Genomic DNA, 26276 nt, shown 5'->3' with positions numbered 1-26276 from the left:
CCTCGTACGGTGTTGTTCATGCGAATCCTGCACACCTCCGACTGGCACCTGGGACGAACGTTCCACGGTGTCGAGTTGCTCGCGGATCAAGCCCGGGCGTTGTCGGACTTGGCCGCGATCGTCGCCGACGAATCCGTCGACGTGGTCGTGGTGGCGGGCGACATCTACGACCGATCGGTCCCGCCGGCCGACGCCGTCGCGGTCTACGACCGTGGGCTCGCCGCGATCGCGGCCGCCGGCGCGCAGATCGTGCTCACCTCGGGTAACCACGACTCGCCGACGCGGCTCGGCGCGGGATCGGGTTTCGCCGCGGCCGGCGGGCTGCACCTGCGGACCTCGATCGCGGCCATCGACGCTCCGGTGCTGCTCTCCGACGAGCACGGCGAGGTCGCCATCTACGGTCTCCCGTATCTCGAACCCGACACGGCGCGAACCGAACTCGGCGTCGACGAGGCGCGCAGCCACGCCGCGGTCCTCACTGCGGCGATGAACCGGGTGCGGGCGGACGTCACCGACCGTGGCGTGCGGTCGGTGGTGGCCGCGCACGCCTTCGTCGTCGGAGCACTGGCTTCTGGGTCGGAACGGTCGATCACCGTCGGTGGCGTGGAAACCGTTGGCGCCGAGGTCTTCTCCGGAGTCGATTACGTCGCCCTCGGGCACTTGCACTCGCCGCAACAGCTCAGTGAGTCCGTGCGGTACAGCGGGTCATTACTGCCGTACTCGTTCGGTGAGCGCTCCGATCACAAGTCGGTGTGGATCGTCGACCTCGACGCCGACGGGCTCGCCGAGGTCCGGAAGCGGGAGCTGCCGCCGGTACGGGGATTGTCGTCGCTGCGCGGCACCCTCGACGATCTGCTCACCGACGACGTCCATCTCGCCGCCGAAGACCACTACGTGGAGGCGACACTCACCGATGCCGTCCGTCCGGTCGACGCCATGCGCCGTCTGCGGCAACGATTTCCACACGCGGTGCATGTGCAATGGGAACGGCCCGCGACGATCGGCGCGGTCGACTACCGTGCGCGGGTACACGGACGCCCCGACGATGAGATCGTCTGCGCCTTCATCTCTGACGTCCGGGACCGGCCGTCGTCGAGTGAGCGGTTGCTGGTCGATGCCGCACTGCGGGCGGTGGTCGGGGAACCCGAAGCCGATGGTGGTGCCGACACCGAACTGGCCCTCTTCGATATCCAGTCGATGGTTGCGGACTCGGCATGAGACTGCACCGCCTGCGGTTGACCGCATTCGGGCCGTTCCCCGACGACATCGAGATCGACTTCGATGCGTTGGCCGCCGACGGCCTGTTCCTGCTGCACGGCCAGACGGGCGCGGGAAAATCCACCGTGCTCGACGGAGTCGCGTTCGCCCTGTTCGGCCGGGTGCCCGGCGCGCGTGACATCAATCGTCGACTGCACTCCGATCATGCTCCCGCCGAGCGGGTTCCCGAGGTCGAACTCGAGGCGACCATCAACGGACGGCGTCTGCGGATCACCCGATCGCCGGACCACCAGCGGCCCAAGAAGCGCGGCGACGGGACCACCACCGTCAAGGCCCGCGGAACCCTTGTCTGGCTTGACAATTCTGGGCCCAACCTGGCCCGACTGCAAGAGATCGGTGGCGTCGTGACCGATCTCCTCGGGATGAGCGCCGAGCAGTTCTTCCAGGTGGTGCTGCTGCCTCAAGGCGAGTTCGCGAGGTTCCTGCGGGCCACGTCCGAAGACCGGGAACGATTGCTGGAGAGGCTGTTCGACACCCAGCGGTTCGGCGGCGTCGAGGACTGGTTCCGGGAGCGGGCGCGGACGAGCGCGAATGCGCTGACCACTCAGTCCGCCGTCGTCGACAACTTGATCGCGCAGATCAATCTTCTCGGTGGGGCGGCAACGGCCGATCCGGACCTCGACTGGGCACAGGACTGCCTCGACGAGGCACGCGCGACCGAGGCCCGGACCCGCGCCGAGTCGGCCGCCGCGGCGGCCGCGTTCGACGCCGCGCGAGCCGCCCACACAGAGGGGGAGAAGCACACCGCCCTGCGCCGTCGCGGGTGTGAGGCAGCCGAACGGCTCGAGCAACTGGCCGCCGGTGCAGCGGACCTCGAACGCGCGGCCACGGCGCTCGCCGGCGCACGCCGCGCGGCACCGATCGCCCCGCTCCTCGACGATCTCGACACCGCGACCGCCGACCTGCAGAAGGCTGAAAAGGTCTGCACCCGAGCTGAATCCACGCTGTCGGCCACCGACGACGGCGCGCGACTGGTGGCCGATGCCGACGACGACGCAGTGGATGCGGCCATTGCGGCCTGGACCGCCGAAGTCGGCCGACTCGGTCCGCTCGCCGAGCGGGTCACGAAGCGCGCGTCCATCGTCGGCGACCTCGAACGCATCAGTACGGAGATGACACGAGGGCAGCAACGGGTCGCGGTCCTCGAGAGCGAACTCGCGGATCTCCCGCAACGACGGACCGCGGCGACCACCGCGCTCACCCAGGCGCAGGCGGCACGAGCATCGTTGCCGCAGTTGGCAACCGAACGTCGGCGTCTGGAGAAGGTCAGCGCCGCGCTGACCTCGCGGACCGAGGTGATCGAGCAGTTGCGGGCGGCCGAGCAAGGACTGCTCGACGCCCGGTCGGCCGACGTCGCCGCACGTGAGACGCTCGTCGACCTCCGGGAACGTCGGCTCGCAGGCATGGCCGGTGAACTGGCCGGAGAACTGGCCGACGGCGTGCCGTGCACGGTGTGCGGTGCCGTGGAGCACCCTGCGCCGGCGGTGTCCGACATCGCTCGAGTGGGGGAGGCGCAGGAGTCCGCCGCGGCGAAGGCGGCGCAGAAGGCCGGCGAGCACCACTCTCGTGCGGCGGGCACAGTGGCGACGCTGACCGAGCGTCGGACCAATCTCGACGAGATCGTCGGCGACGCCACCGCAGATCAGATCGGTAACGAGTTCGTTTGTGTCACCGACGAATTGGCGCAGGCTACGCGTTCGGCGGAACGCATTCCCGAACTCGAGCAGGCGCTGGCGTCGATCGAGGAGCAGGCCGAGGCCTGGCGCGCTGAACGCGGTCGGATCGACGCCGATCAGAGCGGTTTCCGCGAGCGGCAGCAGACCCTCACCGAGACGCTCGCCGCGTTGGACGCCGACGTTAGCGAGGCCACCGGCGGGCGTATCGGAGTTCCCGAACGACGCGCCGAGCTCACCGAACTCTGTGCCCGGGCCGCGCGGATGCGCGAGGCGCGCACCGAGTTGGTGCGTGCTCGACGGCGACGCGACGATGCGACCGAGCGGCTGGCCGGCAGCTGCACCGACGCGGGATTCGACGACGTCGCTGCGGTCCGCGCGGCGATCGCGACGTCGAAGCGAATCGCCGAGTGGGAGAAGTTGATCGAGCAGGCCGCCACGGCCCGGGCGGCTGCCGAGTCGACCTTGGCCGCCGACGACGTGGCCGCCGTGATGCGTCTCGAACCGGTGAATATGACCGAACTGTCGGCCCACCTCGATGCCACCCGACGCGCCGGCGACCATGCCACCAAGGCGTATGCGGTCGCGGCAGATCACGCACGTGGCCTCGAGGAATGCGTGACCGGATTCTCGGCGGCCCTCGACGCGCTCGCACCGGTACAGGCCCGGCACGCCGAGATCAACGGATTGGCCGATCTGATGGCCGGTCGTGGGCAGAACTCACGTCGGATGTCGCTGCACTCCTACGTGCTGGCGGCCCGACTCGAAGAGGTTCTCGTCGCCGCGTCGGATCGGCTGCGCCAGATGTCCTCGGGGCGCTACGAGTTCGTCCATTCCGATGCCTCCGGACCCCGCGGGCGTCGCGGCGGATTGGAGATCGAGGTCCGCGACGAATACACCGGCGCCGTCCGCTCGACGACCACGCTCTCCGGCGGCGAAACCTTCTTCGCCTCTCTCGCTCTAGCGCTGGGTCTCTCGGACGTGGTGGCTGCCGAATCGGGCGGGCGTGTGCTCGACACCATGTTCATCGACGAGGGATTCGGCACCCTCGACCCCGAGGCGCTCGATCTGGTGATGGGCGTGCTCGACGAACTGCGCACGGGCGGACGGGTCGTCGGCGTGGTCAGCCACGTCGACGAACTCCGCGCCCGAATTCCGGCCCAACTGCAGGTTCAACGAGGCGAAAACGGATCGACGATTCGACTGTCGGTGCCGGTCGGCGCGCCGTGAGGTGCCCGATTGGGTTCGGGCGGCACCCGTACGCTACGCTGACTCTCGCCCGTTGAGCCCCCGTAGCTCAGGGGATAGAGCGTCTGCCTCCGGAGCAGAAGGCCGCAGGTTCGAATCCTGCCGGGGGCACTGTGACATTTGTTGCCGCACTCCGGGCGGTGTGCGGCTTTTCGCCGGATGCCGGGTGCGGACGGGAAATCTTCCAGTACGGTGATCCCATGTGCCGCTGGCTGGCCTACACCGGATCGCCAATCCTGCTCGAGGACTTGCTCACTCGACCGTCGCACTCCCTGGTCGATCAAAGCTTCGAAGCCCGACAGCTGTATCTGCCCGGCTCACCGCTGACGACGATGTTCCGTGACCATGCGTGGCCTACCAACGGCGACGGTTTCGGCATCGGCTGGTACGGCGAACGTGAGATCCCGGGCCAGTATCGAGAGGAACGTCCGGCCTGGAGCGACCACAACCTGCATCGCCTTGCAGAACAGATCCGCGCGCGGACATTCCTGGCGCATGTCCGCGCGGCCGCCATCGGCGGGACCGTCGATCGCGTGAACTGTCACCCGTTCGCGCACGGCCGCTGGTTGTTCCAGTACAACGGTGAGATCGGTGGGTTCACCACGCTGAAAAGAGATCTGACGTTTGACGTCGATCCCGAGCTCTATCCACACATCGCCGGTAACGCCGACACCGAACTGTTCTTCTTCCTGGCGCTGACCTACGGTCTCGACGCCGACCCGTTACCCGCGCTGGCGCGGACGGTCGCTCGTATCGAACGAGCGCGCGTCGAATACCAGGTGGAGGCGCCGTTTGTCGCGACGATGTGCGCCTCGGACGGCGATGCGATCTACGCCGTGCGGTACTCGAGCAATCGAGAATCGCGAACGCTCTACCACTCGCAAGGTCCGGCCGAGTTACACGCAGCGGACGGCGGGCGGATCACTCTGCCCGACGATGCACGACTCCTTGTTTCCGAGCCGCTGGAACTCGAGTACCGCCGGGAGCGGTGGGTTGAGGTGCCCGACTGGTCGAGTGTGACGATGCGGGCGGGCGAGGATCCTGTGGTCGCGGATTTCACGCCTGCTCCGGCGTGAATCAAGGACACGCACCCTCGATGCCGCGCGGACGCGGCGCCGACGTATGAGGATGAGGGCGTGAACGCAGACGCGGCAACCCTCGGCCGACCCCACCCGATCCTCTCGGCGACGCTGGAGAAGCAGTGCTGGGGCTTCATGATCGGTTCGGCACTCTTCGCCTTGGGCGCCGCACCCGGATTCGTCGACTGGGCCGGGGTCTCGGCCGCCAACGTCTGCTTCTTCATCGGAGCCTGGTTTTTCACCGCCGCAGGCACGATCCAGCTCGCCCTGAGTGGCAACGCCACCGTGGAGGTCGACGGCCGCCGACATTTCCGTACCGAATGGCTTTCGGCCGCAACCCAATCCGTCGGCACCCTGCTCTTCAACGTGAGTACGTCGGCGGCGCTGCACGCCGACACCATCACCGACGAACGGCGTCGCGTCTGGACTCCGGACGCAGCCGGGTCGGTGGCGTTCCTGGTGAGCGGCGTGCTCGCGGTAATGGTCCTCGCGACCGCGACACGATGGTGGTGGGCGCCGCGCCGTCGCGATTGGTGGGCCACCCAGATCAATCTGCTCGGCTGCATCGCCTTCGGGTTCTCGGCCGTCGGCGCGTTCGTGACCATCTCCGGCCAGACGGTGAACGAGGTCGTGGCGACCATCGGCACCTTCGTGGGTGCCATCTGTTTCTTGGTTGCCTCGGCGATCTCGCTGCCGCGGTGGGACCGCACCTGACGACAAACGGTCGGGGTCAGCCGAGGACCTCGTTCCGCTCCCGCGAGAGCAGGAAACCCGGCAGGTCGCCCGGCCAGCAGGCGACGCCGTCGGTCGACGACACGCACGTGGTGCCCCGGATCGTCACGGATTCGCCATACGCCAGGATCTGCGGATCCTGCGGGATGTAGACGCCCTGCGATGTGCAGCGGTGCACGATGCGGCCCCACTGCACGGTCACCAGGTACGTGTTGTTGGCGGTGTTGCGGCACACCGGGCCGTCCACCGGGGCAACGCTTTTCATCGTCTGACACCCGAAGGCGAGCATGTCGCCAGGGCCGTTGGCCGGCCGGAATCCGCAGTAGACGTTGCGCGATGGAGAGGCGAAGTAGTACTCGCCGGGCGCCTTCGTGAAGCGGGCCGGTGACACTGCGCTCGCCGAATCGGGTGCGGGCCGTTGGAGAGTCGTGGCGGGGGAGGTGCTGGGCAGTGGGGCTGGGGAGGTCTCCGTGTGCGACGACGGGACCGACGCCGTCGACTCGTCGGTCACGATCACCCGCTCGGTGACGGTGGCGGGCGCGGCGTGACGCGCCGGCGAATCGGTGCCACACGCGGAGAGCAACATGGCGGCGGCCGCGCCGAAGCATCCGGCAAGCGCAGGGGTACGACTGGTCACGATAAGTCTCCTCACGGATCGACCCCGACACCAGTGCTGTCGTCGTGAACGAGCCCGGGGTTAGCCGACACGGGCATCCGTCACCCAGCTGAATGACCCGCCCGGCGGAGCCAAACCCGTCAGTTCATCGGTAGTGGCTGCGCGCCGCGTGCCGCGAGCATCTGCGTGATGATCGCGATCTCCTTGTCCTGGGTCTGCTTCATCCCGGTCGCGAGATTGCGGACGTAATCCTCCGAGACGTTCGCCGGGTCCATGGCGTACTCCATCATCGGGATGCCGCCCTGGTGGTGGCGCAGCATGAGCTGCAGGAAGTACGTGTCGGCCGCTGCGCCGGACAGGCTGCGCAGTCGATTCATCTCCGAGGTCGTCGCCATCCCCGGCATCGGCGGCACCTCGCCATCGGCGGTGGCGGGGGTCGATGACGGCGCCATCGACATGCCCGGCATCGCGCTCATGTCGTGATCGGCATGGTCGTGGTCGTCGGTCGAGGCGCTGCCATGATCCGACGCATCGTGACCCATCCACTGCATCGGCGGGTTCGGGTTGATGAGCGGGTAGCCCCAGCGCGTCAGCCAGGACTGCATCTGCCCGATCTCGTTGCTCTGCGCGGTGAGGATGTCGAACGCCATGCTGCGCACCTGCGGGTCGGTGCCGCGGTCGAGTTCGATCCCGGCCATCTCCACACCCTGCTCGTGGTGGCGGATCATGTCCTGGGCGAAGCCGACGGCCACCGAATCGGCCGCCGGAACATCCTCCGCGGCGGCGGTGTCGTCGCTGTGCAGCATCGTCGCGATCAGCAACCCGAGCCCCACGCCGACCAGCAGCGCGATGATGGCACCCAACGCGGTGAGCAGCGTCCGCCGGGAGGTGTCCGGCGGTGTGGACACCTCCGTCGAGGGAGAAACGGCTGGCTCTTCCTGCGGCTCGGTCATGTCGTCCTATCCGGTCTGGGTGGGTTATCCGGTCGGGGCGGCCGGCATGGTCTCGTCGGTCGCGTCCTTGGCGCCCGACCCGTCCATCTTCACCGCGTCGGGTCCGGGTGGACCGACGTCCGCCTTGGGCGGGTTGTTCGGATCGAAGGCGCCCGGGATGGCAGCACATGCGGCCTGGGTCTCGGGGTAGGCGGCCTCGGACGGATTCTCCTTGTACACACCGGGAGTCGTGTTGCGGCGCAGTGCGGTGATGAACTGGTCGATCCGCGGGTCGTCGGCGGAGTCGAGCTTGAGTTGGTGACCCCAGCTCTGCAGGGAGATCGGATGATCGAGACCGGGGTACGGCGACAGGAACATGAATTGTTCGCCGGTCACCTTCTTCTTCAGCTTGTCCAGGTCGTCGTCGCTGATGGTGTCCGGGTTGTAGGTGATCCACACCGCGCCGTGTTCGAGCGCGTGCACCGCGTTCTCCGACCGCAGCGGATTCGGGTAGACGATCCCGGTGCAGGTCGCCCACACCTCGTCGTGCGGGCCGCCGAACGGCGGCGACTGGTCGTAGGCAACCCGTTGGTCGGCGCCGACGTGCTGCGCCGCCTTGTAATAGATCTTGGTGACCCCGGGGATCGTCGTCGACGGGTCCGGGTTCTGCGCGGACGGGACGAACTCGGAGACCGTCTGCGGCTTCAGACCCTCCGCTTCCCGCTGGTCGAGGAACCGTGGCAGCAGGTACCAGACAAGTGCGCCGATCAGCACCAGCACCAGGACAACAGCCCCGACGACGGTCCAGTCGATGTGCCGACCGGAAGCACTCGGCACCGACCCCGACCGGGTGGGACGCTTACCCGACTTGGGCACGTTGGCCCCGCCTTTGCCTGCCATGGCTCACTTTCGCTCGATTTCGTCCCCGGTCGATTCCCGCGGCGAAGCACAGTTTACTGATCGGTCATGACGTCTGAGACCGCGCTCGGCGGCGTCGAGGACGGAGGCGATTGTCCCCGGACCGGCTTCGGCCAATAGGATGGTGACCCGTGACTCCCGCCGACCTCGCCGCGCTGCTTGCTGCCGCGACGCTGACCGTTGTCCGCGAGCACGGGCTCGACGAATCCCTGGTGCCCGAGACCGTCGTCGTCGAGCGTCCGCGCCACGCCGACCACGGTGACTACGCCACCAACATCGCACTTCAACTGGGCAAAAAGCTCGGTGTCAACCCCCGCGAACTCGCCGGGTGGCTGGCGGAGGCCTTCGCCGCGCGCGACGGCATCGCCAAGGCCGAGATCGCCGGTCCCGGATTCGTGAACATCTGGCTGGCCGCCGCCGCGCAGAACTCGGTGGTGTCGACGGTGCTCGACGCCGCCACCGACTACGGTCGCGGCGACGACTTCGCCGGACGCAAGATCAACCTCGAGTTCGTCTCGGCCAACCCGACCGGACCGATCCATCTCGGCGGCACCCGCTGGGCCGCGGTCGGCGACGCGCTCGGCCGGGTGCTGGGCGCCCGGGGCGCCGCGGTCACCCGCGAGTACTACTTCAACGACCACGGCACCCAGATCGACCGGTTCGCCCGCTCGCTGGATGCCGCCGCGAACGGGCAGCCGACACCCGAAGACGGCTACGCCGGCGCCTACATCGATGACATCGCCGCCGCGGTGGTGGCCAAGGCCCCCGACGTGCTCGGCCAGCCCGACGCAGAGCGTCTGGAGACCTTCCGGTCGGTCGGCGTGGAGTTGATGTTCGACCACATCAAGACGAGCCTGCACGACTTCGGCACCGACTTCGACGTCTTCACCCACGAGAACTCCATGTTCACCTCGGGACTGGTCGACGAGTGCATCGCCGAACTCAAGGCCAACGGCAACCTGTACGAGAAGGACGGCGCCTGGTGGCTGCGGGCGACGAACTTCGGTGACGACAAGGACCGCGTCGTCATCAAGAGCGACGGCAACGCCGCCTACGTCGCCGGTGACATCGCCTACTACCGCGACAAGCGCAACCGCGGCTTCGACCTCTGCATCTACATGCTCGGTGCCGATCACCACGGCTACATCAAGCGGCTCAAGGCCTGTGCCGCCGCCCTCGGTGACGACCCGGAGACCGTGGAGGTCCTCATCGGGCAGATGGTGAATCTGGTGCGCGACGGCGTCCCGGTCCGGATGAGCAAGCGTGCCGGCACCGTGATCACCCTCGACGATCTCGTCGACGCGGTCGGCACCGATGCCGCCCGCTACGCGCTGATCCGGTCGTCGGTCGACGTCAACATGGACATCGATCTCGACCTGCTGCGTAAGCAGTCCAACGACAACCCGGTCTACTACGTCCAGTATGCGCACGCCCGGTTGTCGGCGTTGTCCCGCAACGCCGCCGACCTCGGGCTCGAGGCCTCCACCGACCACCTCGATCTGCTCGACGACCCCGCCGAGGGCGAATTGATCCGCACCATCGGTGATTTCGACGAGGTCGTGGAGACCGCGGCGGAACTGCGTGAGCCGCACCGGGTCTGCCGGTATCTGGAATCGCTGGCGGGGTCGTACCACCGCTTCTACGCGCGGTGCCGGGTGCTGCCGCAGGGCGACGAGGAGCCCGGCGACATCCACCGCGCCCGACTGGCGCTGTGCGCCGCGAGCCGCCAGGTCCTGGCCAACGGACTCGAACTGGTCGGCGTGTCGGCCCCGGAGCGGATGTGAACGCGCACCCCGCCGGGCCCCGGCACGCCGAGCAACTGGCCGCGCCGCACCTCGCGGAGCGACCCAATGACCCGGCAATCCTGGCGACCCTCCCGCAGAATGTCTGGCCGCGCAACGCTTCTCGTGACGAGACCGGCGAGGTGCGGCTGGCCGGCGCCCGTGTCACCGAACTCGCCGAGACCTACGGGACACCGCTGTTCGTGGTCGACGAGGCCGACTTCCGGTCCCGGTGCGCCGACATGCTGGCCGCGTTCGGTCCCTTCGGGCGGGTGCACTATGCGTCGAAGGCCTTCCTGTCCACCGAGATCGCCCGCTGGGTGGCGGCCGAGGGGCTCTCGCTGGACGTCTGCACCGGCGGCGAACTCGCGGTGGCGCTGCGCGCGGGCTTCCCGGCGGAACGAATCGCGTTACACGGCAACAACAAGAGCGTCGACGAGCTCGCCATGGCGCTGGACTCCGGTGTCGGCCACATCGTGCTCGACTCGATGATCGAGATCGACCGCCTCGATGCACTCGCCGGCGAGCGTGGCCTCGTCGCCGACGTGCTCGTCCGCGTCACCGTCGGCGTGGAGGCCCACACCCACGAGTTCATCGCCACCGCGCACGAGGACCAGAAGTTCGGTTTCGCGCTGTCCGGGGGCGTCGCGATGGATGCCGTCCGGCGGGTATTCGCCACCGACAACCTGCGACTCGTCGGACTGCACAGCCACATCGGCTCGCAGATCTTCGACATGGACGGCTTCGAACTCGCCGCCCACCGGGTGCTCGGACTGCTCAAGGACATCGTCGCCGAGTTCGGCGTGGACAAGACCTCCCAGCTGCACATCGTGGATCTCGGTGGGGGACTGGGTATCTCCTACATCCCCGACGACGATCCACTGCCCATCGACGATGTCGCGAAGACACTGGCCGGCATTCTGGAACGGGAATCGGCCGCGGTCGGGCTCCCGATGCCCGAACTCGCCGTCGAACCCGGACGCGCGATCGCCGGTCCGGGGACCGTCACCCTCTACCGGGTCGGGACCGTCAAGGACGTCACCATCGGCAAGAACCTGACCCGCCGCTATGTCTCCGTCGACGGCGGCATGAGCGACAACATCCGCACCGTGCTGTACCAGGCGGAATACGACGTCCGGCTCGTCTCGCGGGTCTCGGACGCACCCGCGGTGGTCAGCCGCGTCGTCGGAAAGCATTGCGAGAGCGGCGACATCGTCATCAAAGACTGCTGGTTGCCGTCGGATCTGGCGCCCGGCGACCTGATCGGGGTGGCCGCGACCGGCGCTTATTGCTACTCGATGTCCTCGCGCTACAACCTCGCGCAACGTCCCGCCGTGGTGGCCGTGGCGGATTCGACCCCGCGACTACTTCTTCGCCGCGAAACCGTCGACGACTTCCTCAGCTTGGAGGTAACCGAATGAACCAGAACCCCGACAACGGGCGCACCATAGGCGTGGCGGTGCTCGGCATGGGCAACGTGGGTACCGAAGTGGTGCGCATACTCGGCGAGAACGCCGACGACCTGCGCTCTCGGGTCGGCGCCCCCGTCGAGTTGCGCGGCGTCGCCGTACGCGATCTGTCCAAGGCGCGCAAGGTCTCTGAGGATCTGCTGACCGACGACCCGGCCGCACTGGTGGCCCGCGATGACGTCGACATCGTCGTCGAACTGATGGGTGGCATCGACCCGGCCCGCGAACTCATCCGCGCAGCGCTGCAGAGCGGCAAGTCCGTGGTGACCGCGAACAAGGCGCTGCTCGCCGAGTACACGGGTGAATTGGCCACCGCCGCAGCACAAGCCAAGGTCGACCTGTACTTCGAGGCGGCCGTTGCGGGCGCCATTCCGGTGGTGCGGCCGCTGATGCAGTCGCTGGCCGGTGACACCGTCGAGCGGGTCGCCGGCATCGTCAACGGCACCACCAACTTCATCCTCTCCGCGATGGACGAGACCGGCGCCGGATACGACGAAACCCTCGCCGAGGCAGGACGTCTCGGATACGCCGAAGCGGATCCGACCGCCGACGTCGAAGGCTATGACGCCGCCGCCAAGGCCGCGATCCTCGCGTCGATCGCCTTCCACACCCGCGTCACGGCGGCCGATGTGTACCGCGAGGGCATCTCGTCGGTGACCGCCGCCGACCTGGTCGCCGCGAAGAAATTCGACTGCACCATCAAACTGCTCTCCATCTGCGAGCGCATCCGCGACAGCGAAGGGCAGGAACGGGTTTCGGCCCGCGTCTATCCGGCGCTGGTGCCGCTGAATCATCCGCTGGCCACCGTCAACGGCGCCTTCAACGCCGTGGTCGTCGAGGCGGAAAACGCCGGCCGACTGATGTTCTACGGTCAGGGTGCCGGTGGCTCGCCCACGGCCTCGGCAGTATTGGGAGACATGGTGATGGCGGCCCGCAACAAGGTGCACGGTGGCCGCGGCCCGCTGGAATCGACGTATGCCGCGCTGCCGATCGCGACGATCGACGACGTGCCCACGCGGTATTACATCTCGATGAAGGTGGCCGACAAGCCCGGCGTGCTGGCGCAGGTTGCCGGTGAGTTCGCCAAGCGGTCGGTGAGCCTGGCCGCGGTCCGGCAGGAGGGGGCCGGGGACGAGGCGCGCCTGATCGTCGTGACCCACCGGGCCCCCGATCGTGCGCAATCGGAATGCGTTGCGGCACTCGAAGACATGGACGCCGTGATCAAGGTGTCGAGCGTTCTGCGATTGGAAGGGACCAATGACTGACTCCACTGCAATCCACCGGCGGTGGCCGGGCCTGATCGAGGCCTACCGCGACCGACTGCCGGTTGGCGACGACTGGAAGGTCGTGACCCTGCTCGAGGGCGGCACCCCGCTGATCTCGGCGCCGCATCTGTCCGAGATCACCGACTGCGAGGTCTATCTCAAGGTCGAGGGCCTCAACCCCACCGGCTCCTTCAAGGACCGGGGCATGACCATGGCTGTGTCCACCGCGGTCAACAACGGCAAGACTGCGGTGCTGTGTGCATCGACCGGTAACACCTCGGCGTCGGCTGCGGCGTACGCCACTCGCGCCGGGATCACCTGCGCCGTCCTCATCCCGGAGGGCAAGATCGCGATGGGCAAGCTGGCCCAGGCGGTTATGCACGGCGCCAAGATCATTCAGGTCCAGGGCAACTTCGACGACTGCCTCGAACTGGCCCGCAAGGCGACCGCCGAGTTCACCGAGATCGAACTCGTCAACTCGGTGAATCCGTCGCGCATCGAAGGGCAGAAGACCGCTGCCTTCGAGATCGTGGACGTGCTCGGTCGCGCACCCGACGTGCACGCACTGCCCGTCGGCAACGCCGGCAACATCACCGCGTACTGGAAGGGCTACACCGAGTACCACGCCGACGGGATCGCGTCGTCGCTCCCGCGGATGCTCGGCGTGCAGGCCGCAGGCGCTGCGCCGCTGGTCAACGGTGCTCCGGTAAAGGACCCGGAGACCATCGCCACCGCGATCCGGATCGGATCGCCCGCCAGCTGGAACCAGGCAGTCGCCGCCAAGGACGAATCCGGCGGCCAGTTCCGCGCGGCCACCGACGAGAAGCTGCTCGAGGCCTACCGCCTGGTGGCCGGCAAAGAGGGTGTCTTTGTCGAGCCGGCCTCGGCCGCCAGCGTCGCGGGCCTGCTCGCGGCCCGCGCCGACAACTGGATCACGCCCGGCTCCACCGTGGTCTGCACCGTCACCGGCAACGGTCTCAAGGATCCCGACACCGCCCTGGCCGGCATGCCCGAGGTCAAGGCCATCCCGGTGGACCCGGTGGCGGTGGCCGACGCCCTCGGCGTCCGCTGACCCGGCTCCGACGTGACCACCACGATGAGTGAGGACGCCACCGCCGACGACACGAATGCCGTGCTGCCCGTTGGGCTTTACGCACGCGTGCGGGTGCCGGCGTCGAGTGCCAACCTGGGGCCCGGCTTCGACTGCCTGGGCATCGCCCTGGGCCTCTACGACGAACTGATCGTCGAGACCACCGCCGCCGGAATCGAGGTCGAGGTCGAGGGTGAGGCCGCCGACGAGGTGCCCAAGGACGGCACCCATCTGGTGGCGCGCGCGGTCGCTCGTGGTCTGCACTACGCGGGGGTGCGCGCCGGAGGTCTGAAACTGCGCTGCGTCAATACCATCCCGCACTCGCGCGGTCTCGGGTCGTCGGCCGCGGCGGCGGTGTCGGGACTCGCCGCGGCGTCGGGTCTGCTCGCCGAGGCGGGGGTACGTGCCCGGTTCGACGACGCCGAGCTCGTGCAACTCTCCGCCGAGTTCGAGGGTCACCCGGACAACGCCGCGGCCAGCGTCCTGGGGTCCGCGGTCGTCACCTGGACCGAGTTCGATCCGGCGGGTGATCGATATCACGCGCGGCGCCTCGTCGCGCATCCCGACATCACCGCGACGGTGTTCGTCCCGGACACCGAATCGTCGACGTCGCACACCCGGGGTCTGCTCCCGGATTCGGTGCCACGCGCCGACGCCGTGTTCAACGTGAGCCGGGCCGCGCTCGCGGTCGTGGCACTCACCGCCGACCCGACCGCGCTGAACGCCGCGACCGCTGATCGGCTGCATCAGGACTACCGCGCCGAGGCGATGCCGGAGACCGCCGAGTTGGTTGCGGCACTACGTAAGCGCGGCCTCGCCGCAACCGTGTCCGGGGCCGGTCCGACGGTGCTCGTCCTGGGGGCGGGTCCGGTACCGGCCGAGGCCCGCGACGTCGCGGTGGGACTCGGCTTCGTGCCGTCGACGGTGGCCGTCGCCGGCGGTGTCGAGGTCGGTCACGGTCGGGTCTGAGATTCATCCCGACCGACTCGCTCCGGACGTCCGGAGCGCACATGGAGGGTGCCCGCGAGGGGTGCGGCCGCGGACGATCACGACACCGGACGCGCGAGTTCGGTGTGTTGCCCCTATCATGCGAACGGGATAGCATATACTGGTCTTGCCGCGCAGGTTTGTTCTGCCGTGCTCCTCACCGATTACCGATCTCGTCGTCCGGTGCTCCGGTCGCCTGATCTGCTGTCACCAGTCCGACGGCGACAGGGTGTTGAGTACAGACCAGCGGACACGCCACAGCGGTCCCCATTCTTCAGACCGTCCCCAGAGGATCGACAACCCTCAGACGGGGACGAAGTCCCGCCTCCCGTGAGGCGGGGTGGCAATGACCCCCGATGCAGTTCTGCGATCTGCCGGGGAACGAAAGGAAATCCGTGACGGATACGGACCTCATCACCGCTCCCGATGACGCAGCAGTGAGTTCGACGGCCGGCGCTTCCACCCGTGGTGGCCGTACCGGTCTGGCGGCGATGGTGCTGCCCGAGCTCCGTGCGCTCGCCACTGAGCTGGGCATCAAGGGCATCTCCGGGATGCGCAAGGGTGACCTGATCGCCGCGATCAAGGAGCGCCAGGGGGGAGGCGGCAGTGCCGCTCCCACCACCTCGAATGCGCCCAAGACCTCGAGCGAAGGTCAGCTGACCATCGGCGACACCGACGAACGACCCGCCGACACCGCCAAGAACAATGGCGAGTCCGGTCGTGGACGTCGGCGCACCCGCGCCGAGGCGGCCGACGACGCCGGCAGCGCACCCGCGACCGGTTCCACCGCGACCGAAGCGCCGGGCAAGGACGATCGCCAGGCCGATGACTCGACCGACGGCGACCAGCGCACCCGCAACCGCGGCCGCAACCAGAACCGCGGTGACAGCAACCAAACCCGCGGTGACAGCAACCAAACCCGCGGCGAGAGCAACCAAAACCGCGGCGAGGGCAACCAGACCCGCGGTGACGGCAACCAGACCCGCGGTGACGGCAACCAAACCCGCGGCGAGGGCAACCAGAACCGCGGTGACGGCAACCAGAACCGCGACAACCGCGACCGCCCGCAGCGCGGAAACCAGAACAGTCAGAACAATCAGGGTCAGCGCGGCAACCAGAACAACACCCACGACGACGACGATGAGGACGGCCGCGGTCGCCGGGGTCGTCGCTTCCGTGAGCGTCGTCGCGGGCGTGACCGCGAGACGCCGGGTGGCCAGAACGAGCCGCAAGTCGCCGACGACGACGTGTTGCAGCCGGTGGCCGGCATCCTCGACGTCCTCGACAACTACGCGTTCGTCCGGACCTCCGGTTACCTCGCCGGTCCGAACGACGTCTACGTGTCGATGAACATGGTCCGCAAGAACGGGCTGCGCCGCGGCGACGCGATCACCGGTGCGGTCAAGGTGCCGCGCGAGGGTGAACAGCCCAACCAGCGACAGAAGTTCAATCCGCTGGTGCGCCTGGACACCGTCAACGGGACCGACATCGAGACCGCCCGCAAGCGCCCCGAGTTCAACAAGCTCACGCCGCTCTACCCGAATCAGCGGCTGCGGCTGGAGACCACCCCGGAGCGCCTGACCACCCGCGTGATCGACCTGATCATGCCGATCGGCAAGGGCCAGCGTGCCCTGATCGTCTCCCCGCCCAAGGCCGGTAAGACGACGATCATGCAGGACATCGCGAACGCGATCACCACCAACAATCCGGAATGCCACCTCATGGTGGTGCTCGTCGACGAGCGTCCGGAAGAGGTGACCGACATGCAGCGGTCGGTGAAGGGCGAGGTCATCGCCTCGACTTTCGACCGTCCGCCGTCAGATCACACCTCGGTCGCCGAGCTGGCCATCGAGCGTGCGAAGCGACTGGTGGAGAACGGAAAGGACGTCGTCGTCCTGCTGGACTCGATCACCCGCCTCGGCCGCGCGTACAACAACGCGTCGCCCGCCTCGGGCCGCATCCTGTCCGGTGGTGTCGACTCCACCGCGCTCTATCCGCCCAAGCGGTTCCTCGGAGCGGCCCGCAACATCGAGAACGGTGGGTCGCTGACCATCATCGCGTCGGCACTGGTCGAGACCGGATCCACCGGTGACACGGTGATCTTCGAGGAGTTCAAGGGCACCGGCAACGCCGAGCTCAAGCTCGATCGCAAGATCGCCGAGCGACGCGTGTTCCCGGCGGTCGACGTCAACCCGTCGAACACCCGCAAGGACGAACTGCTGATGTCGCCGGAGGAGTTCTCGATCGTGCACAAGCTGCGCCGGGTCCTCTCGGGTCTCGATTCGCAGCAGGCCATCGACCTCTTGGTGAGCCAGCTGAAGAAGACGCCCAACAACGTCCAGTTCCTCATGCAGGTGCAGAAGAACGCACCGGGAGTCATGAACGACGACTAGTCGTCATCCCGGAACACCGAACAGCGCCAGAGATCCTGTCTCTGGCGCTGTTTGCGTTTTCGACGAGCGGGAGTCAGGCGGCGACGTCGGACATCAGCTGGTTCCACGCCTCGAAGGTCTCCGCGCTCACCGAACCGGTCTGCGTCGCAACCAGACTGCACCGACCGTGACGATCGTAGAGCTCGATGGACCCGGTGCGGCCCCAGGCCCCGTCCGACCACGTCACCCAGCACTGGTCGACGAGGTTGAAGTTGATCATGGTGCGGCAGCTCCCGGACGCGATCACCATCGAACCGCGGTGCTCGCGGGCGCCGTCGAGCTGATCGTGCCGCATCTGCAGGCAGCCGGGTGCGGCGGTGGTCGTGGTCATCGACATGCCGAGTAGCGCGGCGTGCTCGAAGGCGGCGATGACCCGCCGCGACTCCACCCGGGTGACGCCGTCGTCGGCGAGCGCCGCGAAACCGCTGCGGCGGCCGACGCCTCCATCGTCGAGAATCGAATCGAACTGCGCGATCTGGTCATTGGCCGGTTCGTCCGGGTCGTGGCGCAACCCGGGGAATCTGCCGAATTCCGGGTCCGGCAGCGGTGGACGCTCCATGGTCTCGGTCGACGCCCGCAGTGTGAGTGATTCGAATGCCAGCCGATCGGAGTGCTCGGTCAGGTACGTGGCGTGCGCGGTGTTGCCGTCGGCGTCGAACAACCGCAGCGTCGGCGGGACATGTGCCGCGGGCTCGGTGACCAGGGCGGCGCCGAGGCGAACCGGGTTGATCCGCAACGTGATCCGCGACGGCCGGCAGCGGATCGGGCCACCGATCTCGGCGGGCGTCTCGTGGGTGCCGACGTCGTTCATCAGCACCGGCCCGGCGACGGTGACGCCCACGACCTGCTCGAGCGACGGCATCCTGCCGGCGACCTCAGTGATGTCGGAGCTGATCAACGATCCGTGGAAACCCGGTGTGGCCAAGAGGGTGTCGAGGTCACTGGCGCTGCGCTGCGCACGCGAACAGCGGCACTGGTCGCCGCACGCGGGTCGCACAACGCCTGGGCCGCCGTGGTGGGGGCCGCCGTGAGGGTTGTCGGGTCGGGGTGTCTCGGGCATCGTTGCCGCTCCTTTGTGGTGGTGGTTCAGTACACGTCGCGCAGATATCGCTTGTCGCGCTTGAGGTTGTCGATGAAGTCCTGTGCCGCGTCGGTGCTCAGGCCGCCGTGCTCGGCGACGATCGCGTGCAACGCGGCGTCCACGTCCCGCGCCATCCGCGTGGCGTCGCCGCACACATAGAGGTGGGCACCCTCGGACAGCCAGGCGAACAGGTCGGCGCCGTGCTCGACCATCCGGTCCTGCACGTAGATCTTGTGCTCCTGGTCGCGGGAGAACGCCAGATCGAGCCGGTTGAGGACACCGTCGGCGACGAAGGACTCGATCTCGTCGGCGTAGATGAAGTCGTGCTCCCGGTGCTGATCGCCGAAGAACAACCAGTTCTCGCCCCGCGCACCGCGAGCCGAGCGCTCGTGCAGGAACGCGCGGAACGGCGCGATGCCGGTACCCGGACCGATCATGATGACCTTGGTGTCGTCAGCGGGCAGGCGGAAGGAGTTGTTGGTGGAGATGAACACCTCGACGCTGGTGCCCTCCGGGCGGCGATCCGCGAGATAGGTCGAGCACACCCCGCCACGCTGTCGGTCATCCGAGCGGTACCGGACGGTCGCCATGGTGATGTGCACGGTGCCGGCGTGGGCGAGCGGACTCGACGAGATCGAATAGACCCGTGGCGCCAGCGGCCGCAGCTCGGCGAGCAACTCTTCCGGACTGACTCGCAGCGTCGGGTCGACGTCGAGCAGGTCGAGCACATCCTTGCCCCACAACCACGCATCGAGCGCTTCCCGGTCGCCGGTTGACGCAAGGTGGGTGAGTTCCGGATCCTGGCTGCGCTGCGCGATGTAATCGACGAGATACTTGGACGGCACTGCGATCTCGTAGTGGTGGGTGAGTGCCTCGGTCAGCGTCCGTTGGGCCTTGCGGTCGGTGATCAGGGTGTCGCCGGGCACCCCCAGTCGCTCGATGATCGCGTCGACCAGCGTCGCGTCGTTGACCGGCGCGACGCTGATGCCGTCGCCCGGCTGATAGGCGATCCCGCTGTCGCCCAACGAGATCACCAGATGTCGAACCTCCTTGTCGGAATCCGGTCCGGACAGCAGGGTGTTCCCGACGATGGTCGCGGGATAGGGATTCTTGCGGCCCCACTTGCTCTTTGCCGGTCCCGGCGCGGTCGGTGGGGCGGGGACGGGTGCGGTGGTCACCGGCGTATCAGGGGTATCGACCGCCGCCAGTGCGGGTATCGCCCGGGCCAACCAGTCCGACGCCGCGTCCTCGTAGTCGACGTCGCAGTCGACCCGGTCGGTCACCCGGGTGGCACCGAGTTCGGCCAGGCGCGCGTCGATGTTCTTCCCGGCCTGACAGAAACCGTCGTAGATCGAATCGCCCAGGGCGAGAACGGTATAGAACAGGCCGTCGAGACGGGGCGCGTCCGGCGCGGCGAGCGCCTGCCAGAACAGGCCGGCGTTGTCGGGCATCTCGCCTTCGCCGTAGGTCGAGGTGATCACCAACAGTCGTCGGACAGCGGTCAGCGCGCCGATGTCCAGTGCGTCCAGATCACTGCGGGCAGTATCGAATCCCTGCGTGCGGGCGATGCTTTCGGCCTGCTCGGCGAGCTCTTCGGCGGTACCGGTCTGGCTGCCGAAGACGATCTGCAGGGCGACGCCGGTCGCGGGCGTCGCAGCGATCTCGGCGGTGTTCCCGGTCGCGGTGGCGGGCATCGCGATCCGCGTGTTGAGCCCAGCGAGAAAGCCTGCCAGCCAGGTCTTCTGGTCGCCGGTGAACGGGACGTCGGCGGGAATATAGGGCAGTTGCATGATCATCCGGCCTTTGCGGTCTGGCGGAGCGCGTCTGCCACCTCGGGCACGGCTCGCGCGGCGAAGAGTTCGTCGTAGCTCGGGAGGCTGCCGAGCCGGGTGCGGTTCTTGTGGTCCTGCAGCAGGATCCAGCCATAGGTGGCCGGGGCATCCATCGACCACACGTTGCGCAGGCGCAGCGCCTGCTTGTAGTCGTCGACCCGTTTCGCCGCGATCAGCGCGGCGAGATCGCCGGTGTCGTAGTCGCCGAGGATGTCGCGGGCGTAGCGGGCGACTCGCGACACCAGCTGATGGTCCTCGGTGAGGATCAGGTTCCGGGCGCCGGCGGCGACCGCCTGCTCGGTCCACGCCGGTTCGCCGGATGGCCGGGTGGCCGACCGCGTCAAACGGGCGCTCGCCACCTCCCGGGCGAGTTCGAATACGGTGAAGGCGCCGAGCAGACGGTACATGTCGGTGTTGTCGGTGGCGCCGTAGTCGGGTACGACTCCGCCGGCGACCGGGTCACCGCTGCGGATGCTGACCTTGAGGGTACTTACCTGGTGTAGCGCCAACGACATCGACAGCTCGTCGAGGAGTTCCCGGTGGCCCAGGGTGGCCGCCAGCGCATCGCTGTCCTGATAGGCGGCCAGCGCCCGCGGCATCGCGTACGCGATGTAGTGCCGCTCGGTTTCCCAGTTCTCCAGCAGTCGGGTACCCAACGCGGAACCGGTTGCGGCCACATGCATCTCGAGCATCTGCCGGACGGCGTGATGGTGGATCGGTGCGAGCGGATCGTCGACACCCGTGATGGCGCCGACGACGACGGAATCGGCGCTGATCCGGGAATCCAACTCGCACAACGGATCGTACTGGTAGAGGAATCCGCCACTCATCCCGTTGCCCAGACCCTTGCCGTAACCGCCGAGATTGAGTACCGCGCCGTTGGTCATGTATTCGCAGCCGAAGTCGCAGAGTCCCTCGACCACCGCGGTGGCACCGGAGTTGCGCACCGCGAACCGGTCACCGGCCTCGCCGTCGACGAACAACCGCCCGCCCGTGGCGCCGAACAGCGCGAAGTTGCCGATCAGCACGTTGCCGCCGACCGCCGGTGAGCCACCGCCGGGGGAGCGCACGATCACGGTGCCCGCCGACATGGACTTGCCGACTCCGTCGTTGCAGGTCCCGGTGTGCTCCAAGCGCATACCGTCGTTGCAGAACGCGGCGTAGGAGAGCCCGGCCGAACCACTGGTGGCCACCCGCACCGAATCCGGCGCGAAGAAGCGCCGCCCGCGATCGTCGGTGTACACACTCGGCACATCGGCCGTATCGGCCGCGGAGAGTTCGTGATTGAGCAGTCGCTCGAGGTCGACGGCCAGCTGCGCACCGACACTCTTGTTGCGGTTGCCCAGCATCGGTGCGACGAGGTCGACGCGCTCACTCGCGCCGTCGATCAACCCCGCCCGCACCTGTTCGACGAGCACATCGTCGATGGCGTAGTCGCGTTCGGCGTACACCGGGTCGATGATCTCGACCGGATCGATCCGCGCGAGCAGTGCCGCCGGGCGCAGCGACGACACCAACGCCGGATGATCAAGCAGACCGAGCAGGTCGGTGCGGCCGCGGGCGGCCCGCAGGCTCGGCAGACCAAGGCCGGCCAGCGTCTCCCGCACCTCATGCGCGACGTTGAGCAGATACTGCGCCATCGACCGCGGATCGCCGTCGAACACCTCGGGATTGGTGGTCAGGCCGGCCGGACACTTGATGTTGCAGTTCTTGGCCATCACGCAGCCGATCATCATCAGCGCGGCGGTACCGAACTCGAAGCTGTCGGCACCGAGCAACGCCGAAGTGACCACGTCGCGGCCGGTCTGATGGGCGCCGGAGGTCCGCACGACAACTTTCTGCCGTAACCCATTGGCGCACAGTGCCTGATGCACCTCGGCCAGACCGATCTCGGCGGCGCGGCCGGCATATCGCAGGCTCGCGACCGAGGCTGCGCCGGTACCGCCGGTGTTGCCTGCGACGTTGATGACATCAGCGCCGGCCTTGGCCACGCCGACCGCGATGGTGCCGATGCCCTCCGAGGACACGAGTTTCACGATGACCCGCACCCGCGCGGCCTTGCAGTCGTGGATCAACTGCGCGAGATCCTCGATGGAGTAGGTGTCGTGATGCGGCGGCGGGGAGACGAGTTCCACGCCGGGCGTACCACCGCGGGCCGCGGCGATCTCGACGGTCACCTTGGGCGCCGGGAGTTGGCCGCCCTCACCGGGTTTGGCCCCCTGACCGATCTTGATCTCCAACTCGCGAAGCATCGGATCGGCGAGGTAACCCGCCCAGATGCCGAACCGACCGGACGCGAACTGCTTGATCGCCGACGCCCGGATGGTGCCATAGCGCGACATGTGCTCGCCGCCCTCGCCGCTGTTGGACAGGCCACCGACCATATTGGTGCCGTGCGCGACCGCCTCGTGGGCAGGCGCGACGAGTGCACCATGGCTCATCGCGCCCGACGCGAACGTCGAGGTGACCTCATGCGCGGGTTGAACATCGGTGAGCGCGATGGGGGCCGGTGCGGACCGCAGCCGACGCAGCTGGGCGGCCGCGCGATCTGCGGCGACGACGATGATGCCGTCGGATCCGCAATCGAGGACCTCGACCCCGGACCCGAGCACGTCGGCCACCGCCTCGGCGAGCGCCTGCACGCGGTCCTCGCCACCCGGGCCGATCGGGTCACCGTCGAGGGAGAGATGGAATCCGCCTGGTGTGCCGGCATTCTCCAGCGAGGTGACGGTCAGGCCGCGGACCGTGACCTCGTTGTCGGTCGACACGATCGGTGCGAGCGCACAGGCGAAGTCACCGGCGGTCACCGCGACGCCCAGGTCGGCGGACAGCGACAACACATCGCGCAGGGCGCTCGGCCGCGTCATCCGGGCTGCGGTGATCTCCCCGCTGAACGACCGGTACGCGTCGGTGACGATGAATGCGTCGATGTCGGTGTCGGACAGACGGTCATAGCTGCTGTCGGCGTAGGCCCCCGCATCCAGGCCGTAGGCGTCGGCGAGTTTGCCCAGTGTCAGCAACCGCAGGCCGCCGTCGCGGTCGGTGTCGGCGGCCGACGGCGATTCCCGCACCGCCGTGGCAAACGAGATCTTCTCGCGGGTCAGGTCGCCGTAGGTCCGGACGGCGATGGCGCCGAACGAATGTCCCGCGCCGTCGGTGCGTTCCTTGAACAGCCCCAGCAGCGGCAGATCCCTGTCGGTCGCGGATGCGGGCAGGGCGATGGCGGCCCGGTGCGCGCGGATCAGGGCGTCGACGATCGGTGCCAGGCCGACCCCGCCGACCGGTGCGCGCAGGTCTGGGAACCAACGCCGTAGATCCTCGTCGTCGGTGTCGAGGAAGTTCGGCTCGAAGAACTCCCCACCGATGTAACTTTCGGCGGTACACAATCCCACCCGGCCCATGGTCTTCATCAGCGACTTCTCGGCCGCCTTCACCCAACGGCCGAATATGGCTGTGGCGCCACTGCTCTCGGAGCTCAGTTGGGCGGCCCGACGCGCCACTGTGTGCGGATGCACCGCAGCCGCACCGAAGCCCAACACGGCAGCCAGGTGATGCGACGACTCGACCTGGCCCGTGTCGACGACCAGCGACACCCGTAATCGCAAACCGGCGGCGATCAGCCGCTGGTTGACTGCGGAGACGGCGAAGATGATCGGCAGCGCCGCGCGGTCGGTGCCGATCGCGCGGTCGTCGAGGATCGCGATGCCGCCGTCGGTGCGGGCGAACGCGACCACGTCGTCACCGAGTCGATCGATCGCGGCCACCAGAGCGGCGCGGTCGGTGGCTGGGCGGTCGCTCTCCGGGGAAACGGCGAAGCAAGCGTCGAAGCGGCGGATCGGGCAGGCCGTCTGCTGATCGAGGCGGGCGAGTTGTGCGGCGGTGAGAATTGGTGTGCGCAAGACGATCTGGCGTGGTCGCGCCGCCGCGTCGGTGCCCGCGTCGCGCAGGTCCGGTCGTGCGCCGAGCGCGACCCGCAGCGACATGCCGTCGGCCTCGCGGATGCTGTCCAGTGGCGGGTTGGTGACCTGGGCGAAACGCTGCGAAAAGAACCGCGCCACCGAGGGTTCGAGATCGGTCAGCGCATTGATGGCGTTACCGAAACCCATCGCCGACACCCGTTCGGCACTGTCGGCCAGCATCGGGTCCAGGAAATAGCGGAAGCTCTCCTGGTCCAGGTAGTACGCGCGGAAACGTTGCACATCAGAGAGTGTCGACTCGGCCGACTCAGCGGTGTCCACCACCGGCGTCGGCAGATCGGCCAGATCCACCTTTGCGGCGCGCAGCAGGGCGCGATAATCCCGTGCCGCCGCGAGCTTTTCGTAGGCGTCGGCGGTGGTGTAGGTGCGATGCTCGCGGTGGTCGTAGTAGATCATCCCACCCGCCGACACACGGCCGCGCGCGATGACGGAGTCCGGCGGCACCGAGATCTGTCCGGCCTCGGAGAATGCGCACAGGTACTCGGCCGTTTCCAGGGTTCGCAACGGGCGCAGGCCGAGTCGGTCCAGGCGTGCACCGATCACCATGCCGTCGCCGAACACGACCGCCGCCGGGCCGTCGTTCTTCTCTTCGTAGAGGGAGAAGTACTCGAACATCGCGCGTACCGACTCCGACAGCGACAGGTCATTCTCCCAGGCCGGCGGCATCATCGACACGATGGCGGTGACGAGATCGAGGCGATCGGAGATGACGCGGGCGGCCACCGTCTGATCGAGACGGGAACTGTCGGACTGTCCCGGTGGGCGCACGACGGCGCGATGTGCGGCGGTCGCCGCCGTCACCTGCGCAATCCGATTCTTCTTGTCGGTGTTGAGTTCTCCGTTGTGTGCCAGGAACCGGAATGGCTGGGCCATCGTCGGATGCGGGTCGGTGTTGGTGGAGAACCGGGTGTGGAAATAGAGCGTGTGGACGGCGTGGTCCGGGTCGCGCAGGTCGCTGAAGTAGTCGATCACCTCGGGCGAGGAGAGCCGGCCCTTGAGCACCTGCGTGCGCGCCGACAGCGACAGCGGATAGAGGCCCGGCAGCCCGGGGGTACCGAACGCGATCGCCTCGATGTGCAGCAGCGCCTGCTGGACCTGATGGTCGAGGTCGGCGGGGTCCGGACACGGGTCGGGTGCGGCGAACACCCATTGGCGGATCGGTAACTGGAATGCGACGGCGGCCGGCGGCAGCACCGAATTGTCGATCGGCACGTCACGCACGGTGAGGACGGTGAAGCCGCGCTCGGTCATGGTCCGTTCGATGAGCCGTCCCGCGCGATCCGCGTCGTGTTCGTCGGTCGGGAGGAAGAAGTTGCCGACACAGAAGCGGCCGAGACGCAGGTCGGTCCGACCGGTGACCTTGCGGAAGAATCGCACCGACAGATCCATCGAGACCCCGCCGCCGTCGCCGACGCCGAGCGACGAGATGCCGCCGCGATGCGGTACCGAGCACAGCGCCTCGCGGGCCTTCTCGATCACCTCGTGCCGGGGCACACCGTCTTTGCGTGTGATGAAGCCCACGCCACAACTGCTCTTCTCGTCGCTGGGGTCCCATAGGAGTTCCCGTGTGCGTTGTTCAGGCCGCATGCGGTCCTCACGTCTCTTCGCCGGCCCCGGACGGGGCGACGGCGCACCGTCGGATGAACGTCGACCGCGCTGCGACGATGAAGCGCGCCGATACAGATCCCTGCCGACGCCCGAACCGGGCGGGCAAGTTAGCCAAGCCTAACCATAGTCTGGCCGGGAATGAAACATCGGCCGCCGAGGTTGGGGGAGGTGGATCGTTCAGCAGGCCCGGCACCGGGCGCCCGTTCACCGATGGATTTCGGCGTGAGTGGCACCCCGTGGCATACTGATCGGTCGAGTCCGGTTCCGGTTCACACCAT

The 26276-nt window shown here is 67.9% G+C and carries 16 protein-coding genes and 1 tRNA gene; 11 read left to right on the top strand and 6 right to left on the bottom strand.

Annotation, left to right across the window (positions count from 1 at the left end; translation table 11 throughout):
• Positions 1-18 precede the first annotated feature (18 nt).
• The 5 genes from AAFP30_RS26935 to AAFP30_RS26915 all read left to right on the top strand — a co-directional run bounded on the left by AAFP30_RS26935 (position 19) and on the right by AAFP30_RS26915 (position 5992).
• The gene (locus AAFP30_RS26935) at positions 19-1218 is read left to right on the top strand and encodes an exonuclease SbcCD subunit D (RefSeq protein WP_419233130.1); all 1200 of its coding nucleotides are present in this window, start codon (positions 19-21) and stop codon (positions 1216-1218) included.
• Positions 1215-4181, top strand: a complete 2967-nt coding sequence (locus AAFP30_RS26930; RefSeq protein ID WP_419233129.1) for an AAA family ATPase — start codon at positions 1215-1217, stop codon at positions 4179-4181. Before AAFP30_RS26935 ends, AAFP30_RS26930 begins: the two co-directional genes overlap by 4 nt.
• Positions 4182-4237: 56 nt before the next feature.
• A tRNA-Arg gene (locus AAFP30_RS26925) sits at positions 4238-4310 on the top strand.
• A gap of 89 nt (positions 4311-4399) precedes the next feature.
• Complete coding sequence (locus AAFP30_RS26920) at positions 4400-5275, top strand: class II glutamine amidotransferase (protein ID WP_419233128.1); 876 nt, start codon at positions 4400-4402, stop codon at positions 5273-5275.
• 60 nt (positions 5276-5335) lie between these two features.
• Entirely contained in the window at positions 5336-5992 is a 657-nt protein-coding gene (locus tag AAFP30_RS26915) for a hypothetical protein (protein WP_419233127.1), read from the top strand.
• 16 nt (positions 5993-6008) lie between these two features.
• Here AAFP30_RS26915 and AAFP30_RS26910 read toward each other — a convergent pair whose 3' ends face one another.
• The 3 genes from AAFP30_RS26910 to AAFP30_RS26900 all read right to left on the bottom strand — a co-directional run bounded on the left by AAFP30_RS26910 (position 6009) and on the right by AAFP30_RS26900 (position 8458).
• A complete protein-coding gene (locus AAFP30_RS26910; protein ID WP_419233126.1) occupies positions 6009-6647 on the bottom strand; it encodes a hypothetical protein in 639 nt (212 codons plus the stop codon).
• 119 nt (positions 6648-6766) lie between these two features.
• Positions 6767-7579, bottom strand: coding sequence for a DUF305 domain-containing protein (locus AAFP30_RS26905; protein WP_419233125.1), 813 nt, complete (start codon positions 7577-7579; stop codon positions 6767-6769).
• Between the two features lie 24 nt (positions 7580-7603).
• A complete protein-coding gene (locus tag AAFP30_RS26900) occupies positions 7604-8458 on the bottom strand; it encodes a DUF3105 domain-containing protein (RefSeq protein WP_419233124.1) in 855 nt (284 codons plus the stop codon).
• A gap of 149 nt (positions 8459-8607) precedes the next feature.
• Here AAFP30_RS26900 and argS point away from each other — a divergent pair, with 149 nt between their 5' ends.
• From argS to rho, 6 genes are all read left to right on the top strand, one after another.
• A complete protein-coding gene (argS, locus tag AAFP30_RS26895) occupies positions 8608-10260 on the top strand; it encodes an arginine--tRNA ligase (RefSeq protein ID WP_419233123.1) in 1653 nt (550 codons plus the stop codon).
• Positions 10257-11678, top strand: coding sequence for a diaminopimelate decarboxylase (lysA, locus tag AAFP30_RS26890; RefSeq protein WP_419233122.1), 1422 nt, complete (start codon positions 10257-10259; stop codon positions 11676-11678). The genes argS and lysA overlap by 4 nt, the downstream gene beginning before the upstream one ends.
• Positions 11675-12991 carry a homoserine dehydrogenase gene (locus AAFP30_RS26885; protein ID WP_419233121.1) on the top strand — a complete coding sequence of 439 codons (1317 nt, stop codon included), beginning with the start codon at positions 11675-11677 and terminating at the stop codon, positions 12989-12991. Before lysA ends, AAFP30_RS26885 begins: the two co-directional genes overlap by 4 nt.
• Entirely contained in the window at positions 12984-14063 is a 1080-nt protein-coding gene (gene thrC, locus AAFP30_RS26880) for a threonine synthase (protein WP_419233120.1), read from the top strand. The genes AAFP30_RS26885 and thrC overlap by 8 nt, the downstream gene beginning before the upstream one ends.
• Positions 14064-14087: 24 nt before the next feature.
• A complete protein-coding gene (gene thrB / locus AAFP30_RS26875) occupies positions 14088-15050 on the top strand; it encodes a homoserine kinase (RefSeq protein WP_419233119.1) in 963 nt (320 codons plus the stop codon).
• Positions 15051-15463: 413 nt separating this feature from the next.
• The gene (gene rho / locus AAFP30_RS26870) at positions 15464-17461 is read left to right on the top strand and encodes a transcription termination factor Rho (RefSeq protein WP_419233118.1); all 1998 of its coding nucleotides are present in this window, start codon (positions 15464-15466) and stop codon (positions 17459-17461) included.
• Between the two features lie 73 nt (positions 17462-17534).
• Here the strand turns inward: rho and AAFP30_RS26865 are convergent, their stop codons facing one another.
• The 3 genes from AAFP30_RS26865 to AAFP30_RS26855 are packed head-to-tail and all read right to left on the bottom strand — an operon-like array spanning position 17535 to position 25977.
• The gene (locus tag AAFP30_RS26865; protein ID WP_419233117.1) at positions 17535-18560 is read right to left on the bottom strand and encodes a heme transporter; all 1026 of its coding nucleotides are present in this window, start codon (positions 18558-18560) and stop codon (positions 17535-17537) included.
• Between the two features lie 26 nt (positions 18561-18586).
• The gene (locus AAFP30_RS26860) at positions 18587-20371 is read right to left on the bottom strand and encodes a sulfite reductase subunit alpha (protein ID WP_419233116.1); all 1785 of its coding nucleotides are present in this window, start codon (positions 20369-20371) and stop codon (positions 18587-18589) included.
• Between the two features lie 2 nt (positions 20372-20373).
• The gene (locus tag AAFP30_RS26855) at positions 20374-25977 is read right to left on the bottom strand and encodes a glutamate synthase-related protein (protein ID WP_419233115.1); all 5604 of its coding nucleotides are present in this window, start codon (positions 25975-25977) and stop codon (positions 20374-20376) included.
• Between the last annotated feature and the right edge of the window lie 299 nt (positions 25978-26276).

This window comes from Gordonia sp. CPCC 205515 (assembly GCF_048537925.1).
Lineage (GTDB): Bacteria > Actinomycetota > Actinomycetes > Mycobacteriales > Mycobacteriaceae > Gordonia.
Note: the sequence above shows the minus strand (reverse complement) of the source record. Positions and strands in the feature narration are given on the sequence as shown.

Bases quoted from the DNA above. Each gene is read 5' to 3' on its own strand.
- AAFP30_RS26935 (WP_419233130.1), top strand. From the start codon at position 19: ATGCGAATCCTGCACACCTCCGACTGGCACCTGGGACGAACGTTCCAC.
- AAFP30_RS26930 (WP_419233129.1), top strand. From the start codon at position 1,215: ATGAGACTGCACCGCCTGCGGTTGACCGCATTCGGGCCGTTCCCCGAC.
- AAFP30_RS26920 (WP_419233128.1), top strand. From the start codon at position 4,400: ATGTGCCGCTGGCTGGCCTACACCGGATCGCCAATCCTGCTCGAGGAC.
- AAFP30_RS26905 (WP_419233125.1), bottom strand. From the start codon at position 7,579: ATGACCGAGCCGCAGGAAGAGCCAGCCGTTTCTCCCTCGACGGAGGTG.
- AAFP30_RS26900 (WP_419233124.1), bottom strand. From the start codon at position 8,458: ATGGCAGGCAAAGGCGGGGCCAACGTGCCCAAGTCGGGTAAGCGTCCC.
- AAFP30_RS26885 (WP_419233121.1), top strand. From the start codon at position 11,675: ATGAACCAGAACCCCGACAACGGGCGCACCATAGGCGTGGCGGTGCTC.
- thrC (WP_419233120.1), top strand. From the start codon at position 12,984: ATGACTGACTCCACTGCAATCCACCGGCGGTGGCCGGGCCTGATCGAG.
- thrB (WP_419233119.1), top strand. From the start codon at position 14,088: ATGAGTGAGGACGCCACCGCCGACGACACGAATGCCGTGCTGCCCGTT.
- AAFP30_RS26865 (WP_419233117.1), bottom strand. From the start codon at position 18,560: ATGCCCGAGACACCCCGACCCGACAACCCTCACGGCGGCCCCCACCAC.
- AAFP30_RS26860 (WP_419233116.1), bottom strand. From the start codon at position 20,371: ATGCAACTGCCCTATATTCCCGCCGACGTCCCGTTCACCGGCGACCAG.
- AAFP30_RS26855 (WP_419233115.1), bottom strand. From the start codon at position 25,977: ATGCGGCCTGAACAACGCACACGGGAACTCCTATGGGACCCCAGCGAC.